Origin of the sequence: Tenacibaculum sp. XPcli2-G (genome assembly GCF_024124505.1) — a bacterium.
GTDB classification, from domain to species: Bacteria; Bacteroidota; Bacteroidia; order Flavobacteriales; family Flavobacteriaceae; genus Polaribacter; species Polaribacter mesophilus.
On sequence record NZ_JAMXSH010000002.1, the window covers coordinates 83,597 to 99,503 of the forward strand.

Annotated in this window: 16 protein-coding genes; 12 read left to right on the forward strand and 4 right to left on the reverse strand. The window is 29.8% G+C overall.

Annotated elements, in window-relative coordinates; all coding sequences use genetic code 11:
* Positions 1-49: 49 nt before the first annotated feature.
* Positions 50-1,555, reverse strand: coding sequence for a histidine ammonia-lyase (gene hutH, locus NH341_RS05030; RefSeq protein ID WP_253055873.1), 1,506 nt, complete (start codon positions 1,553-1,555; stop codon positions 50-52).
* Positions 1,556-1,724: 169 nt separating this feature from the next.
* Here hutH and NH341_RS05035 point away from each other — a divergent pair, with 169 nt between their 5' ends.
* A complete protein-coding gene (locus NH341_RS05035; protein WP_159615440.1) occupies positions 1,725-3,119 on the forward strand; it encodes a TlpA disulfide reductase family protein in 1,395 nt (464 codons plus the stop codon).
* Positions 3,120-3,183: 64 nt separating this feature from the next.
* On the opposite strand, the gene NH341_RS05040 is transcribed toward NH341_RS05035, so the two are convergent.
* From NH341_RS05040 to NH341_RS05050, 3 genes are read right to left on the reverse strand one after another with little or no spacing between them, the layout of a single operon-like run.
* The gene (locus NH341_RS05040; protein WP_047789456.1) at positions 3,184-3,984 is read right to left on the reverse strand and encodes a TIGR00266 family protein; all 801 of its coding nucleotides are present in this window, start codon (positions 3,982-3,984) and stop codon (positions 3,184-3,186) included.
* 34 nt (positions 3,985-4,018) lie between these two features.
* On the reverse strand, positions 4,019-4,876 hold the full coding sequence (gene blaOXA / locus NH341_RS05045; RefSeq protein ID WP_073183037.1) for a class D beta-lactamase: 858 nt from the start codon (positions 4,874-4,876) through the stop codon (positions 4,019-4,021).
* 7 nt (positions 4,877-4,883) lie between these two features.
* Positions 4,884-5,339, reverse strand: a complete 456-nt coding sequence (locus NH341_RS05050; protein WP_073183040.1) for a DUF4442 domain-containing protein — start codon at positions 5,337-5,339, stop codon at positions 4,884-4,886.
* Between the two features lie 154 nt (positions 5,340-5,493).
* Between NH341_RS05050 and NH341_RS05055 the strand changes: the two genes are divergently transcribed.
* The 11 genes from NH341_RS05055 (at position 5,494) to NH341_RS05105 (ending at position 15,806) form a co-directional block, all read left to right on the forward strand.
* On the forward strand, positions 5,494-5,922 hold the full coding sequence (locus NH341_RS05055) for a DUF4870 domain-containing protein (RefSeq protein ID WP_073183042.1): 429 nt from the start codon (positions 5,494-5,496) through the stop codon (positions 5,920-5,922).
* Between the two features lie 17 nt (positions 5,923-5,939).
* Positions 5,940-6,284: a PadR family transcriptional regulator gene (locus tag NH341_RS05060; protein ID WP_047789417.1), complete on the forward strand. Its 345-nt coding sequence runs from the start codon at positions 5,940-5,942 to the stop codon at positions 6,282-6,284.
* Positions 6,277-8,250 carry a PspC domain-containing protein gene (locus NH341_RS05065; protein ID WP_253055875.1) on the forward strand — a complete coding sequence of 658 codons (1,974 nt, stop codon included), beginning with the start codon at positions 6,277-6,279 and terminating at the stop codon, positions 8,248-8,250. Before NH341_RS05060 ends, NH341_RS05065 begins: the two co-directional genes overlap by 8 nt.
* A 19-nt stretch (positions 8,251-8,269) precedes the next feature.
* On the forward strand, positions 8,270-8,776 hold the full coding sequence (locus NH341_RS05070; RefSeq protein WP_253055877.1) for a nuclear transport factor 2 family protein: 507 nt from the start codon (positions 8,270-8,272) through the stop codon (positions 8,774-8,776).
* A 168-nt stretch (positions 8,777-8,944) separates the two neighbouring features.
* Positions 8,945-10,405: a potassium/proton antiporter gene (locus tag NH341_RS05075; protein WP_159490841.1), complete on the forward strand. Its 1,461-nt coding sequence runs from the start codon at positions 8,945-8,947 to the stop codon at positions 10,403-10,405.
* 44 nt (positions 10,406-10,449) lie between these two features.
* A complete protein-coding gene (locus NH341_RS05080; RefSeq protein ID WP_047789415.1) occupies positions 10,450-10,821 on the forward strand; it encodes a hypothetical protein in 372 nt (123 codons plus the stop codon).
* A gap of 100 nt (positions 10,822-10,921) precedes the next feature.
* On the forward strand, positions 10,922-11,386 hold the full coding sequence (locus tag NH341_RS05085) for a hypothetical protein (RefSeq protein ID WP_253055879.1): 465 nt from the start codon (positions 10,922-10,924) through the stop codon (positions 11,384-11,386).
* Positions 11,387-11,596: 210 nt separating this feature from the next.
* Entirely contained in the window at positions 11,597-11,998 is a 402-nt protein-coding gene (locus NH341_RS05090) for a hypothetical protein (RefSeq protein WP_159617141.1), read from the forward strand.
* Positions 11,999-12,051: 53 nt separating this feature from the next.
* Complete coding sequence (locus tag NH341_RS05095; protein ID WP_253055883.1) at positions 12,052-13,020, forward strand: hypothetical protein; 969 nt, start codon at positions 12,052-12,054, stop codon at positions 13,018-13,020.
* 172 nt (positions 13,021-13,192) lie between these two features.
* On the forward strand, positions 13,193-14,017 hold the full coding sequence (locus NH341_RS05100; protein WP_159616058.1) for an alpha/beta hydrolase: 825 nt from the start codon (positions 13,193-13,195) through the stop codon (positions 14,015-14,017).
* A gap of 358 nt (positions 14,018-14,375) precedes the next feature.
* Positions 14,376-15,806 carry a VOC family protein gene (locus NH341_RS05105; RefSeq protein ID WP_173360652.1) on the forward strand — a complete coding sequence of 477 codons (1,431 nt, stop codon included), beginning with the start codon at positions 14,376-14,378 and terminating at the stop codon, positions 15,804-15,806.
* The last annotated feature ends 101 nt before the right edge of the window (positions 15,807-15,907 follow it).

Sequence of the window (15,907 nt, forward strand, 5' to 3'; positions counted from 1 at the left end):
TCAAATTGTAAAAACAATTTGAGCTTTTTCACTAATCTCTATAGTTGTCTTAAAACAGTTCTTCTACTTCAATAATTAAATCATTAATGAAGTTTTCTGCATTCTTTATATCAGTATGCAATACCCTGTCGTCATTCACTACAGGCACATCTTGTCTAAACATACTTACAAAAGAAGTTAAAAACTCAGAAGTACTATGTTCTCTAAAAGAAAGTCCCTGAGAAGCATTCATTAACTCAATAGCTAATACTGAACACACATTATCTATTACTTTTTTAGCTTTAACAGCCGCATTAGCTCCCATACTTACATGGTCTTCTTGTCCGTTACTCGATACAATAGAATCTACACTCGATGGTGTACAGAATTGTTTATTTGCACTTACAATACTAGCCGCAGTATATTGTGGAATCATAAATCCACTATTTAAACCTGGGTTAGACACTAAAAAGTCCGGTAATCCTCTTAAACCAGAAACCAACTGATAAGTTCTTCTTTCTGAAATATTTCCTAATTCTGCAATTGCAATAGCTAAATAATCTAAAGCTAAAGCAAGCGGTTGCCCATGGAAATTTCCTCCAGAAACAATAATATCTTCATCTACAAAAATATTCGGATTATCTGTTACCGAGTTTATTTCTGTTATGAATGTTTTCTTTACAAACTCTAACGTGTCTTTTGTTGCTCCATGAACCTGAGGCATACATCTAAAAGAATAAGGGTCTTGTACGTGTTCTTTTGGTTGCTTGATTAATTCACTTCCTTCTAATACTTCTTTAATACGTTTAGCTGTAGCTAACTGTCCGTTATGTGGACGCACTAAATGAATCAACTCATTAAAAGGCTCAATTCTTCCATCAAAAGCTTCTAAAGAAATTGCACCAATAACATCTGCTAAATAAGAAAGTTTATAAGCCTTTAATAAATTATGTACACCATAAGCACTCATAAATTGAGTTCCATTTAACAATGCTAATCCTTCTTTAGACTGTAAATTAATTTTCTCCCAACCAAATTTTTCTTTTAAAACATCTCCTGAAACTCGTTCTCCTTCAACATACACTTCTCCTAATCCTATCAATGGTAAAGAAAGATGTGCTAATGGTGCTAAATCACCAGATGCTCCTAACGAACCTTGTGTATATACAACAGGTAAAATGTCTTTATTATAAAACTCAATCAAACGCTCAACAGTGGCCAACTGTACACCAGAATGACCATAACTTAATGATTGTATTTTAAGCAACAACATTAACTTTACAATTTTTTGAGGAACTTCATCTCCAGTTCCACAAGCATGACTCATTACTAAGTTTTCTTGAAGTTGTTGTAAATTATCTCCATTAATTTTGACGTTACATAACGAACCAAATCCTGTATTAATTCCATAAATAGGATCGTTATGAGTTTTCATTTTCTCATCAAGGTAAGCACGACATTTTAATATCTTTTCTTTTGATTCTTCTGATAAAGAAAGTTTTTTATCTAGTAATACAATACTATGAATATCTTCTAAACCAAGTGGTTGGGAATTTATTATATGTGTAGTATTCATTTTAATATTTTTATGGTGTACAAATAACCAAAAAAAAGAGAAAACTTCAAGCTGATTTTTTATAAAAAATAGAACTAAGTTTAAATAAAATGTTAATTTCTTTGATAAAAAAGTTAAAAAAAGTAACTTCGGCGGCTTAAACACCGTTATTCTCACTAAACATTAAAGAATGAAAAAACTAGTACTTTTAGCCCTCATAGGAGTTACCATAATTTCATGTAAAAAGGAAGAAAAACCTGTTAAAGACTACTTGGTTTTAACTGGTAAAATTGATAACCTTAAAAAAAGAACTGTTACCTTGAATGGTTTTCAATTTGAAAAGAAAATAAAATTTGACAGAAAGACTGGTTCTTTTGTTGATACTCTTAAAATTGATAGAGAAGGCTATTATACCTTGGTTTACAATACAAAGCCTATTAAAGCTATCAACTTATATTTAACAAAGACAGATGATACAGGTATTGTATTTGATTACGACAACCCAGATTTTATTAATTTTGAAGGTGCTAACAAAAAAATAAATAGCTATCTTCATGAAAAACAAAAAACTTGGCCTGAAATACTTGTTAGTGCTAATCAATACTTTGCCTTAGAAGAAGGTGAGTTTTTAGCAAAAACTAATGAATATAAAGATGCTGTAACTGAAGCATCTATTTCTAAACAATTGCCTGCTGATTTCTTAAAAAAGGAAGTCAAAAATATTGACTATGAATGTTTAAGAAACCTTTATAATTATCAAGATTATCACAGAACATTAACAGGAAATAAAGACTTTACCGTTTCTGAAAATTTTCCTGATCCATTAGAGAATTTCAACTATAATGGTAACGATTATACAATTTCATACTTCTATAGAGTGATGTTAGAGACCGAGTTAAAAAATTTAGCTCGAGAAAATAATAAAGAAGGTGATGATTATTATTTAACTTATCTAGAAACTGTACAAACTGAGGTTACTGACTCAATCGCTAAAAACGATTTGTTATATAATAGTGCTCAAAATAGTATTACATATGCTAGTGATTTAAAAGAATTCTACAGAAAATTTATGGCGTATTCTACAAATGAAACACATAAAAAAGAGATTACTAAAGACTACGATCTTTTAAAAACAACAGCAAAAGGCCAACCTGCTCCTAAGTTTAAAGACTATGTAAACTATGATGGTGGCACAACTTCTTTAGATGATTTATTAGGCCACGGAAAGTACTTATACATTGATGTTTGGGCTACTTGGTGTGCTTATTGTAAAAGAGAAATTCCTTTATTAAAGCGATTAGAGCAAGAGTACCATGGTAAAAATATTGAGTTTGTAAGTATTAATGTTGATGCTAAAGGTAATGATGAAAAATGGAAAGAAACCATTCAAGATAGGGAGATGACTGGTATACAGCTAATGGCTGGAGATAGTCACTTAAATTTAGAATGGGCTCAAAACTTCTTAATTAAAGGTTTACCGAGATTTATCTTAATCGACCCTGACGGAAATATTGTAAGTCCAAACGCTCCTGCACCATCAGAAGGAGAACGTTTAATCAATATGTTTGAAGAATTAGGTATCTAATTTACCAATAAAATAAAAAAGACCGCTAATAAAAATTAGCGGTCTTTTTTATTTACTTATATTTCTAAAACCTATTATCTCCATCTAAAATATCTCCTAAACCTCCTAAAACACTTCCTTCTCCTCTATCACCTTTTCCAGTTTGTGGAGCCATAGCTAACACTCTACCTGCTAACCTACTAAATGGTAATGATTGGATATATACAGTTCCAGGGCCTCTCAACTTTGCAAAAAACAATCCTTCTCCACCAAAAATGGTATTCTTTATACCTCCTACAAATTCAACGTCATAATCAACGTCTTGAGTAAAACCAACAATACAGCCTGTATCTACTTTTAAAACTTCACCAGGTTGCAATACCTTTTTTGCCATTGTACCACCTGCATGCACAAAACCTATACCATCGCCTTCCATTTTTTGCATAATAAATCCTTCTCCTCCAAACAACCCTCTTCCTAAGCGTTTTGAAAACTCAATTCCGATAGATACCCCTTTAGCTGCACATAAAAAAGCATCTTTTTGACAAATAAACTTCCCTCCAAATTCTGTTAAATCAATTGGAATTATTTTTCCTGGATAAGGAGAAGCAAAAGAAACTTGTTTTTTTCCTTGACCATCATTGGTAAAAACCGTCATAAACAGGCTTTCACCTGTTAAGATTCGTTTTCCAGCAGAAAAAATTTTCCCTAACAATCCTTTTTCTTGATTTGAACCGTCTCCAAAAATTGTGTTCATTTTCACATCGGCATCCATCATCATAAAACTACCACTTTCGGCAACTACTCCTTCTTGCGGATCTAATTCTATTTCTACATACTGCATTTCTTCTCCAAAAATGCGATAATCTATTTCGTGTGCATTCATAATTTTTTGTTTTTATATTTATAAGAAGAGTTTTTTACTGTTTTGTTACAAAAGATTCATTTTCGCTTAATACTTTTAACACTTTTAAAGCCTTAAAAGTCACTTCTTTTCTTTCTCTACTAAAAAACTTCATATCAAAATTCTTTTTTGGAACTACATTTGTAGCAAAGAAATAAGCATTTTTTTTAACTAAAACATAGCCTACAAACCAACCATTATTTTCTTCACCTCTTACTGACCAACCTGTTTTACCTCTCAATACATACTGATTGCTTTTATGCATTATCATCATACTTTTCATGATACTATCGGTACGCTCACTAATAAGTAACTCTGAATTATGTAATCGTTTTAAAAAGTCTATTTGTTGAAATTGATTAATCTTAGATTTACCTTCTAACCAGAAATTATCTAAAGTCATTTCATTTACATCCATTGAACCAAAATTCAACTTTGCTAAACTAGATTTCATTCTTTCAACTCCAATTTTTCTAGCTACCTCTTGGTAACATGGAACGCAAGAGTAGTGAAAAGCTTCTTTAAACGTTAAATCTTGCTCCCAAATCTTTAGATACCTAGATTCTCCGTTCCATTTAAAGATTGCGCTATCATTTTTTACGACTCCAGCTTCTAAAGCAATGATAGAATTCGGAATTTTAAATGTTGACGCTGGTAAATTTCCTGTTTTACACCAATCAAAATTATTAGAATAATACACATCTTTATGCAAATCATAAACTAATATAGCTCCTTCTAACTTTGCTATATCAAGTACCCCTTGAAACTGATTATTAACTAAAAACTTTGTTTCAACTTTCTCTTTTTTACTCTCTTCTTCACTCTTACAAGAAAATAGCAGTACTATAATTATAAAAATATAATTAAACCTCACCACAAAACTAATTTTTAACCTTTAAACTCCATTCATATTCAAATTTTGAAACAGAAACCTCTTCTTCGTTAAAACCTTCTGAAGTAACAGTTATTGTTTGCCCTTCACCTGTATCAATTGCTTTTTGTATTGTTTCTCTTATTAATTTACCATCGTTACATTCAAAACGTATTTTCCCTGTAGCCTTTTTAGTAAAAGTTCCATTCATATTAGTAACCAGCATAGAAATTTTTTTATTCGAAGCATCTATTTCTTTCATTACCAAAATACCTGTAGATAATTCTGATGCCATTCCTTGTACTGCCCAAAACATTGATTTAAATGGATTTTGATTTACCCATTTGTGGGTTACTTTAACCACTGCTCTGTCGTTAGTAAGCGACTTTAATCGCACTCCAGTAAAAAAAGCTGAGGGTAACTTAAATAATAAAAAGGCATTAACTTTTCTTGGTGTAAACTTCATTTTTTCAGTATTTACAAGCAATGTACAGCTTTTTATTTAATTATATCGTTTCATTTAAATGTTAAATTTTGTTAATTCTCAGTACTATGTATTGCATAATACCTTTTAAAAGATATATATTTGCATTGTAAAGTATTATATAAATCGTTTCACTATGCAACACAACAACCAAAATACCAATGCTTTTTTAATACATATTTCTGCTTTTGCAGGGTATTTATTTCCTTTAGGAAGTATTATCACCCCACTTATATTATGGCAAACTTTAAAAGAACGAAGTACTTTTTTAGATGAACATGGTAAAGAGGCCGTTAATTTTAACATCAGTTATAGTTTATACATTTTTATACTAGGCCTTTCTTTTATTCCTTTTTTCTTCGGAAGAATTTTCAACGGATTTGATGGTATAGATATCGACTTTGGTGGACACCATGGACATGGAGGATTGTTTGGCATTTTTGGATTCGCTTCTGTTGTAAGTATTGTTGCTCTTATTAAAGTGGCGCTAATAATTATAGCAGCCATGAAAGCTAATAAAGGTGAAATGTATAAATATCCACTTACAATAAAATTTATAAAATAACCCATAAACCGCATTACATGAAGATAGAAAACACAAAAGCACAAATGCGTAAGGGAGTTTTAGAGTACTGTATCTTATCTATTTTACAAAAAGGAGATGCATACACCTCTGAAATACTCTCAAATCTTAAAAGTGCTGAAATGATTGTGGTTGAAGGAACCATATATCCGTTACTTACCCGCTTAAAAAATGCAGGATTATTAAGTTACAGATGGGAAGAATCAACCTCTGGACCTCCAAGAAAATATTACGTACTCACAGAAAATGGCGGAATGTTCTTGAAAGAATTAGACAAAACATGGCATAATTTAGTAAACGCAGTAAACCAAGTAACAAGTACAAAATCAACTAAAGATGAATAAGACAATAAATATAAACCTGGGCGGATTTTTCTTCCACATAGATGAAACTGCCTATCAGAAATTAAAACGATACTTAGATGCCATCGCTCGTTCGTTAAGCGATGACCCACAAGGAAAAAATGAAATTATTGCAGATATAGAAGCTCGTATTAGTGAGTTATTATCTGAAAGAATTACCGATGCTCGTCAAGTAGTAAATGAAAGCGATATTGAAGAGATTATTGCTATCATGGGGCAACCTGAAGACTATGCGGAAGCTGAAGAAGGGTATAGCGAAAATACTTCTTACAACTATAAGAGAAATACTTCTAACAAAAAAATGTTTAGAGATGGTGATGACAAGTTTCTAGGAGGAGTATGTTCTGGACTTGGACACTATTTTAATATTGATGTTGTTTGGATTCGTTTAGCTTTCCTTATTTTAACATTAGCTGGATTTGGTTTTGGAATTATAGGATATATCATTTTATGGGTTATTCTACCAGAAGCTAAAACCACTTCTGAAAAGTTGCAAATGGAGGGTGAAGCTGTAAATATTGATAACATTGAAAAAAAAATTCGTAATGAGTTTGAAAACCTTTCATCAAAGGTAAAGGAAGGCGCCCATGATTTATCGGATAAAATTTCAAATGCTGATTATCAAAAACTACGCAACCAAACTAAATCTGGTTTTCAGGATTTTATAGACACTATGGGTAAAATTTTACTAGCCGTATTCAAAGTGTTTGGTAAATTCATGGGCGTTTTATTAATATTTATCGCTGGTATTACAATCATTTCATTGCTACTAACCTTATTTTCTGTAGGAAGCTTAGAAATCTTAAATTTTGATGGAGACATGATTCACTACCCTCCTTTCTTTTATGATTCGGCTATGCCTAAATGGTTATTAATGACATTTGTATTTTTCTTAATAGGAATTCCTTTTGTTGTCCTATTTATTTTAGGATTACGAATTTTATCTCCTAACGTTAAGAGACTTGGTATTGCAACCGTTTTAACTTTATTCGGGCTTTGGTTAGTATCTTTATTAGCAATCGGATTCTCTGGTATTGAATATTTTACCACACATGCTTACGATGGTGCACATGTTTCGAAACATAGTATTACCTACAATCAAGAAGAGCCTTTAAAAATACGAGTAGTAAACGATGATAATATTTACTATCAACATAGTTTGCGTAATAGAGATAATTCAGTATCTGTTCATGTAAATGATAAAGAAATGAAATACTCTAATGATATAAATATCGATGTCCGTAAGAGTGAAACTGGTAATGCTTATATAGAAATAATGAAAACTTCTGAAGGAAGAAAACGTCATAATGCAAATAGTAATGCAGAAGCCATTCAATACAACTTTAAAACAGCTAACAACACTATTGTTTTTGATGCCTTTTTTATTAGTGAATACAAAAACATGTGGAAAGATGAAGAAATTGACGCTGTTTTATACATTCCTGAAGGAACAACTGTATATTTTGAAGGTTCGTCTCGTAACTTTTTAGATGATGTAAAAAACGTCCAAAATGTATACGACCGTGATATGGCCAACCATCATTTTAAAATGACTTCTAAAGGCTTTAACTGTTTAGATTGTGATGAAGAAGATATTAATAATGAAGATTCTGACGATTGGAATTCTGATAACAATGATGAGGTAAGCTTCTTATTTGACAGCACAATTAATAATACAAAAGCTGAATTTATTATCTCAAAGAAAACTACTGAAAGTGAACTTAACAAATTAATCAATTGGTTTAAAGATCGTAAAAATATAGATATTGATATTGTTAGCGCTAAATTTAATAATGATAAAACAATTGATAATCTAGTTTTAGGAATTGATTGTAACGACGGATATGTAGGTAGTATTAAAATTTCAAACGGTACATTAGATACTATATCAAAAGGATTCCGTAGACTGTATAATGAAGAAGGAGCTTTAAGCTTTAAAACTTGGTAAATGCATAAACTGAAAAACTATGAATGATTTATTTGACTTCTTCTTTAAGGGTAACTTTTTTATGAAAATAGTTACACTTCTATACACACTCTTACTTTCATGGGTAATGAATGGACAAGTACAAGAAATTCCTAACTACAAACCTGTTGATATTGATCTACACAATCAAATTGTAAAAATGGATAGTATATTCTTTAACGCTTATAATACTTGTGACATGAAAACACAAGCAGATATTTTAAGTGATGATATTGAATTCTTTCATGACAAGGGAGGTTTATCTACCTCTAAAAATGAAATCATAGCTGCCACTAAAAAAAATATTTGCGGTAAGGTTACTCGTACCTTGATAAAGGGTAGCATTGAAGTATACCCTATTAATAAGTATGGAGCCGTTCAAATAGGTTATCATAAGTTTTTTAATAATAGAGAACCTAACGCTAAACCTATTCCTAGCAAGTTTATTGCTATCTGGAGAAAAGAACATGAAAAGTGGTTAATGACAAAAATTATTAGCCTGCATTAAAAATATAGTTGACACTAACAACATTAGTTCATTGGTTAGCTAACTCCGATGACACTAATACTTGGTTTTATTAGTTAAGCCAAAGCTGTACAGCTTTGGCTTTTTCTTTGCATGAATCTCACTTATTAAAATACTAAAACCTATATCTTTGTTTAAAACATTCCTTGTATGAATTTAACCATTGAGAACATTTTATTAATAGGGTCTTTATTACTTTTAATAAGTATTATTGTAGGAAAAACATCTTATAAATTTGGAGTTCCTACTCTACTCCTTTTTTTAAGTATTGGAATGCTTGCGGGCTCTGATGGTATTGGAGGTATTATTTTTGACGACCCAAAAGCCGCACAATTCATAGGAATTGTTTCTTTAAATTTTATTCTATTTTCTGGTGGTTTAGATACAAATTGGAAAGCTGTTAAACCTATACTTAAAGAAGGGTTAGCACTTTCTACTTTAGGAGTATTGCTTACCGCTGTTTCCTTAGGACTATTTGTTTGGAATGTTACCAACTTTACGATATATGAAAGCTTATTATTAGGTGCTATTGTTTCTTCTACCGATGCTGCAGCTGTATTCTCTATTTTACGCTCTAAAAACTTAGCATTAAGAGAAAACTTGCGCCCTACTTTGGAGCTAGAAAGTGGTAGTAACGACCCCATGGCTTACGTATTAACTATAGCTTTTTTAACACTAGTTATTCATCAAGATCAAAGCTTAACTTCTATAATACCTTTATTTTTACAGCAAATGATATTTGGTGCTATTGCTGGTTTTTTGTTTGGTATGCTTAGCAAAAAAATAATAAACTCAATAAAACTTGATTTTGAAGGGTTGTATCCTGTTTTGGTTATTGCACTTATGTTTATTACTTTTTCTTTCACTGATTTTATAGGTGGTAATGGCTTTTTAGCTATTTATATTTGTGCTGTTTATTTAGGAAACCAAAACTTAATTCATAAAAAAACTATTTTAAAAATGTTTGATGGATTAGCTTGGTTAATGCAAATAGTACTGTTCTTAACCTTAGGACTACTTGTTTTTCCTTCACAAATTGTTCCTTATATTGGTATTGGACTTATTATTTCACTCTTCTTAATTTTTATTGCTCGACCTGTAGGAGTTTTTATTAGTTTACTTTTTTTTAAAATGAAATTAAGGAGGCGTTTTTATATTTCATGGGTTGGCCTACGTGGGGCCGTTCCTATAGTATTTGCTACCTACCCTCTTTTAGCTGGTATAGATAAAGCTAATATTATTTTTAATATCGTATTTTTTATATCAGTTACTTCTATTATAATACAAGGTACAACACTTAGTATTGTTGCAAAATGGTTAAACGTTGCTTTACCTGAAGAAACAAAAAAATTAAGTGCCACAGATATGTTGTTAGAAGAAAATCCAAAAGCTTTAATGCAAGAAATTATAATTACAGAATCATGCAAATCGGCAAATAAAAAAATTGTTGAATTAAACTTTCCTAAAAACGCTATTATAGCCATGATAAAAAGAGATGGTAACTATATTACTCCTAATGGTTCAACTACAATAAATAATGCTGATATTTTAATTGTTCTTGCTGATAAAAAAAGTGTTTTTAAAGAAGTTAATGAAAGTCTTAAAAATTAACTTTTTATGAGTTTTGGTATTATTTAATAAAGTAACTTTGCAGTATGAATAAGGTTTTGAAATTTCTAAGTCTACTTTTTATTACAACGGTATATTTTACCGCTATTGGGTATACTCAAGAAGAGCAATCTTTTTCTAATAAGTTACGCAAACCTAATTCTGCTCTTAAAGAATATAAACAAAAGCTTTCTTCTAAGGGGTTACAGCACACTACAGAATCAGAAAATCTTACCAATCACTTTAACAACCTTCCTTCTACTAATGTAAAAAACACATTCTCAGAAGCAGGCATCAATTTTAAATCTGTTGAATTATTTTTCAACAGAAAATATATTCAATACATTTCTTTATCAAGAAATACTATAGTAAACTATAGAAAATCTGATTTAATATTTCCTTTTCATTACCATTGGTGATTTTTTTGAACTTTAATATTCAACTAATCAATTTTATCATAAAAAATATACTCTTAACTAATAATTAATTAAGAGTAAAACCCAATTTAATTAAAAATAAATGGATTTAGGAACCATAATCATTGGTGCTATACTATTAGTTATATGTATAGTTCCTTTTATACTTGTACGTAAAAAACAATTAACAAAAAAGAAGAAAAAACTTCAAATACTAAATAATATTTCTCTAGAATATAACTGTAATATAGAAGAATATGAATTTTGTAATGATTTTGTTTTAGGAATTGACAAATCTAAAAACTATCTTTTCTATTTTAAACAATCTGAAGAAAACACACAAAAAGAAGTCATAAATCTACAAACAATTGAAGAATGTATTGTTATTAAAAAAACACGAAGCATAAACGATAGAACAATTGAATTAATAAAGCTGAATTTTATAAAAGATAATGAAACTACTTCAATTATTATTTATGATGAAAAAAAAGACCTGTTAATTAGCAACGAATTACTAGTGGCAAATAAATGGGCTCTTCTAATTAATAGTAGTTTAAAAAAACAATAAGCTTTAATATATAATCTAAGCCTTAGAATTACTTAAGGCTTAGATTTTTATTAAACTCTTTTTATACTTGCCTAACATTTTTTTTATGAATATTTTCGACAAAAATTATAGTTATAAATTAACTGCTATGTAAATACAAAAAGAATAAAGTGATTACCAAAAAAGTTTCTTCGTTCTTTCTATTATACAAACAACATTAAATAAGTGAATATGGGAAAAATTAAAATTGAAAGCACTGTTGGTGCTAAAATTTATGCTAATGAAAAAGAACTAGGTTTAATAAAAAAAGAAAACAAAGAATATGTAGTAGAAAACGGCAGGTATGAAATCTATGCCAAAGCGTCTTGGTGTGGTAGTCAAAAAATAAATATAAATGTTACCGATGATAAAACCATCACCTTAACTCTTAACAGTTTTAAATACGAGGGAATTATAAGAACAGTTATGATGTTACTTGTTGCTTTATTTATGTTTTCAAAAAGTCTCATTTTTTTAATTCTTGCAGGAATTATTATTCTATATCCTTTATACTATATTTCTTTTGGAAAAGATAATTACTTAGAATTAAATGAGAAGCATGAAAACAACCTAGTTAATACACAAAACATTTAATTTTTTACTTTAACAAACCACAACTTGTTTAATTAATACACCTATAAAAAGCTATGAACTACAAAATAATAAAACTACTCTTTGACCCAAGAGAAACGATTAATAAAAAAGAATTTTTATTTGGAATAATAATTTTATTCATTTTAGCCTTCTCTCTAGTTATTAATTTTATTACAAATATCAGTATCACAGCATTTATAAGCCATAAAGGAGTTCAAAAATTAGCTACATATCAAATTATACAGCCATTTACTATCCCTTATTTGCCTATTAACTTTATACTTTTTTACAGTTCTATTATTCTAGCAATTAAAAGAGTTAAAGACCTTAATTCTAAAGTATGGGTAGGTGTACTAACCGGAATATTCATCTTTCTTTTTTTTGATGTTACTTTCTTAAAAACAACTACTAGCACAGGAACGCTTTCTAATTTATTAGGAGTAGAAATAAATAATGAAGTAAAAAATTATCATCTATTTAATATGGGGATTTATATACTTTTAGGAGTAAGTTCCATATTCATTCTTTCGATTCTAAAAGGGACAAAACACTATGTAAAAGATGTTTACAATAAAGGAAGATTAACCATCTTTCAATTTATTAATCAATTAGGTTTTTTACTTACTATCATTTTTGTCTTGTCTATACTTTTTATTACTCTTTTTGGTATCGCTAGTAATAACAATACTCTTAATCTCCTTAATCGAAACATGTTTTGGCAATCAATTATTCTTGGTTTTACTAGTCTTTTAATTATTATGTGGTATTTAAAACTGGTTTACATGAGATTAAAAAACACTACTTTTTCTTTCTTGAACTATTTTTTATGTTTTATAGTTTATATTATAAGTTTAGCCTCTTTAATTGTAATAACACATAAAGTTGATAATTTAAATTACATAAATACATATCAAACTTTTTTCTCGCTTATTAATATAGCATTTTCATTTATAAACCTTTCTTTATTTTTGTTAGACAAAGACTCGAAACCACTAGTGCTTGGTATTAAAAAACACAATTAATTAAACAGTTCTTCTGAAATTTTTAAATTATTTAAAATAAAACATCTCTATGCATGCAAGCTTAAATGCAATAATTCATTTTCCTAATTTAAGTAAAACTAGAGACTTTTTTTATAATAAAATCTGAAAAAAGTATTCTATATTTACTTAAATATCAAAAAGTCATGAAATAATGCATAAAATTTCGGTACTTACCACTATACTTATAACTATCGCTAGTTTTGCTCAAAAAATCCCTAAAAAAATTAATGAAAGTGATTTTTCTATTGGAAAAACTGTTCAAATAAAATCGGCTATTTTAAAAGAGGACAGAACATTAAATATTTATTTTCCTGCTAGCTACAACACCAATAACTCAAAAAAATATCCGGTCATTTATTTACTTGATGGCTCAAAAAATGAGGATTTTATTCACATTGCTGGAATTGTTCAATTTGGTTCTTTCCCATGGATAAATATGCTCCCTGAAGCTATTGTTGTTGGTATTGGAAATGTAGATAGAAAAAGAGATTTCACTTACCCTTCTACTCTTGAAATCGATCAAAAAGAGTTTCCTACTTCTGGGAAATCTAAGCAGTTTATTCAGTTTCTACAAAAAGAACTGTTACCCTTTATTAATGCCAACTACAGAGTCACTAATAACAAAACACTAATCGGACAATCACTTGGAGGGCTTTTAGCTACAGAAGTTTTATTTAAAACTCCCAACCTTTTTAACAACTACATAATTGTAAGCCCTAGTCTTTGGTGGGATGCTGAAAAACTTTTGACCTTCACACCAGTAAAGTATACCACTAAGAAGAACATTTACATTGCAGTTGGTAAAGAAGGCCCAATTATGGAAAGAACTGCCAAAGAACTATACAACAAGCTACTTGATAAAGCAACTGAAAATTCAAAACTTCACTTTGATTTTTTAGAAGATAAAACTCATGGAGATGCTTTACATGAAGCTGTATACAATGCTTTTGAAAAAATATTTAAATCAGATATATAAACCATTTTAAATAACAAACTACCTTTTGTAAATTCTTCTTAAAATTCAACAGGAACTCCATCTATGAAAACAATTATTCTCTATTATTCTTAAGATAGTAAAGCTTTTAAGTTTGTTGTTTAGAATATGTATACTAACTTACTCTCTAATAATATTAAAATTTCATCAAAGCTTGTGTACTAAAAAAGTCAAATTGACTTTTAAAAAACACTTTTTCTGTGAAAAATTGTCTTTTTGGTTTAAAAAAACACACATAAAATCAAATCAACTCAAAATAAACACCAATAAAACAAAATTCATTTTTAAACACACTAAAAAAAATTAAATTTATTTAATTTGTAGCAAATCTCAATAAACTATGTCATCAAAAAATAAACTAGAAAGTTTTACTAATACAACTGAAGAATTTGTCTCTCCAGAGTACATTCGTAACCGCTTCTCTAAAATTATGTCTGATATGTACAAAAATGAGGTACCACTTTATGGTGAGTTACTTGATTTGGTTCATGATATCAATGATAATGTTCTTTCTGAGTCTAAAGAAATTGAAGAGCAGTTAGCACATACTGGCGAATTAACTCGATTAAATATGGAACGCCACGGAGCAATTCGTTTAGGCAAACCCTATGAGTTATTTACGATGAGACGTCTGTTTAAAGTAATGGGAATGTATTCTGTTGGCTACTACGATTTAGCCCCAGCTGGTGTTCCTGTTCATTCTACAGCTTTTAGAGCTATTGAAAGCACCGCCCTTAACCAAGCTCCATTCAGAGTTTTTACCTCTTTATTACGTTTAGATTTAATTGATGATACTCAGCTTCGTAACAATGTTGAAACTATTTTAGAAAAACGTCAAATTTTTACAGAAAAAGTTTTACAACTCATTGATAAGTCTGAAAAAGAAGGTGGGTTAAATAAAGAAGATGCCGAAACCTTTGTTCAAGAAGCATTAGAAACTTTTCGTTGGCACGATACTGCTACCGTAGATTATAAAATGTACGAAGCTTTACTAAATCAACACAGATTAATTGCTGATGTAGTTGCTTTCAAAGGCCCTCACATCAACCACCTAACCCCTAGAACTTTAGATATAGACAAGGTGCAAACAAGTATGGAAACTCGTAATATTCCACCAAAAGATAATATAGAAGGACCTCCTGCAAGAAAATGCCCTATTCTATTACGCCAAACAAGTTTTAAAGCATTGACCGAAAAAGTAACTTTTAAAAACAATGCTGAAAAAGAAGAAATAGGTGAACACAAAGCTCGTTTTGGTGAGATAGAACAACGTGGTGCAGCATTAACTCAAAAAGGACTTGATTTGTATCATGAACTGTTAGGTAAAACACGTAAAGCTATTGGTGGATCACCAACTGCCGAAAACGCCTCAGAATACAATAAATTATTAGCAGAAAATTTTAAAGTTTTTCCTGATAACTATGAAGAGCTACACTCAAAAGAGTTGGCATATTTCCATTATTTCGCCACCGATAAAGCAAAAACTTTATCTAAAGAAAAAGTGTATACAAAAGCAGATGTAAACCAATTATTAGAGGATGGCTATTTAAGCATAGAACCTATGGTTTACGAAGATTTCTTACCTGTAAGTGCTGCAGGAATTTTTGCTTCAAACTTAGGAACAGATGATGCTAAACGAGAATATGAAGGTACTTCAAATCAATCTTTATTTGAAAAAGATTTAGGTGAACCTGTTTATAAGTTAACAAAATGGTATGAAGACATGCAAGATGAAAGCATACAAAACTGCTTAGCAGTAATAAATGCTTAAGCATAAAATAGAATATTGAAAAAGTGTAGCCGTATATTTGCATTATCGGCTACACTTTTTTTTTTCGTTAAAAACGATTGTTTATCTTGTAGCTTATATTA

What these genes read in the sequence shown, in the direction of transcription:
- hutH (WP_253055873.1), bottom strand. Translation starts at nt 1,555, where the DNA reads ATGAATACTACACATATAATAAATTCCCAACCACTTGGTTTAGAAGAT.
- NH341_RS05035 (WP_159615440.1), top strand. Translation starts at nt 1,725, where the DNA reads ATGAAAAAACTAGTACTTTTAGCCCTCATAGGAGTTACCATAATTTCA.
- NH341_RS05040 (WP_047789456.1), bottom strand. Translation starts at nt 3,984, where the DNA reads ATGAATGCACACGAAATAGATTATCGCATTTTTGGAGAAGAAATGCAG.
- NH341_RS05050 (WP_073183040.1), bottom strand. Translation starts at nt 5,339, where the DNA reads ATGAAGTTTACACCAAGAAAAGTTAATGCCTTTTTATTATTTAAGTTA.
- NH341_RS05055 (WP_073183042.1), top strand. Translation starts at nt 5,494, where the DNA reads ATGCAACACAACAACCAAAATACCAATGCTTTTTTAATACATATTTCT.
- NH341_RS05060 (WP_047789417.1), top strand. Translation starts at nt 5,940, where the DNA reads ATGAAGATAGAAAACACAAAAGCACAAATGCGTAAGGGAGTTTTAGAG.
- NH341_RS05065 (WP_253055875.1), top strand. Translation starts at nt 6,277, where the DNA reads ATGAATAAGACAATAAATATAAACCTGGGCGGATTTTTCTTCCACATA.
- NH341_RS05070 (WP_253055877.1), top strand. Translation starts at nt 8,270, where the DNA reads ATGAATGATTTATTTGACTTCTTCTTTAAGGGTAACTTTTTTATGAAA.
- NH341_RS05075 (WP_159490841.1), top strand. Translation starts at nt 8,945, where the DNA reads ATGAATTTAACCATTGAGAACATTTTATTAATAGGGTCTTTATTACTT.
- NH341_RS05080 (WP_047789415.1), top strand. Translation starts at nt 10,450, where the DNA reads ATGAATAAGGTTTTGAAATTTCTAAGTCTACTTTTTATTACAACGGTA.
- NH341_RS05085 (WP_253055879.1), top strand. Translation starts at nt 10,922, where the DNA reads ATGGATTTAGGAACCATAATCATTGGTGCTATACTATTAGTTATATGT.
- NH341_RS05090 (WP_159617141.1), top strand. Translation starts at nt 11,597, where the DNA reads ATGGGAAAAATTAAAATTGAAAGCACTGTTGGTGCTAAAATTTATGCT.
- NH341_RS05095 (WP_253055883.1), top strand. Translation starts at nt 12,052, where the DNA reads ATGAACTACAAAATAATAAAACTACTCTTTGACCCAAGAGAAACGATT.
- NH341_RS05100 (WP_159616058.1), top strand. Translation starts at nt 13,193, where the DNA reads ATGCATAAAATTTCGGTACTTACCACTATACTTATAACTATCGCTAGT.
- NH341_RS05105 (WP_173360652.1), top strand. Translation starts at nt 14,376, where the DNA reads ATGTCATCAAAAAATAAACTAGAAAGTTTTACTAATACAACTGAAGAA.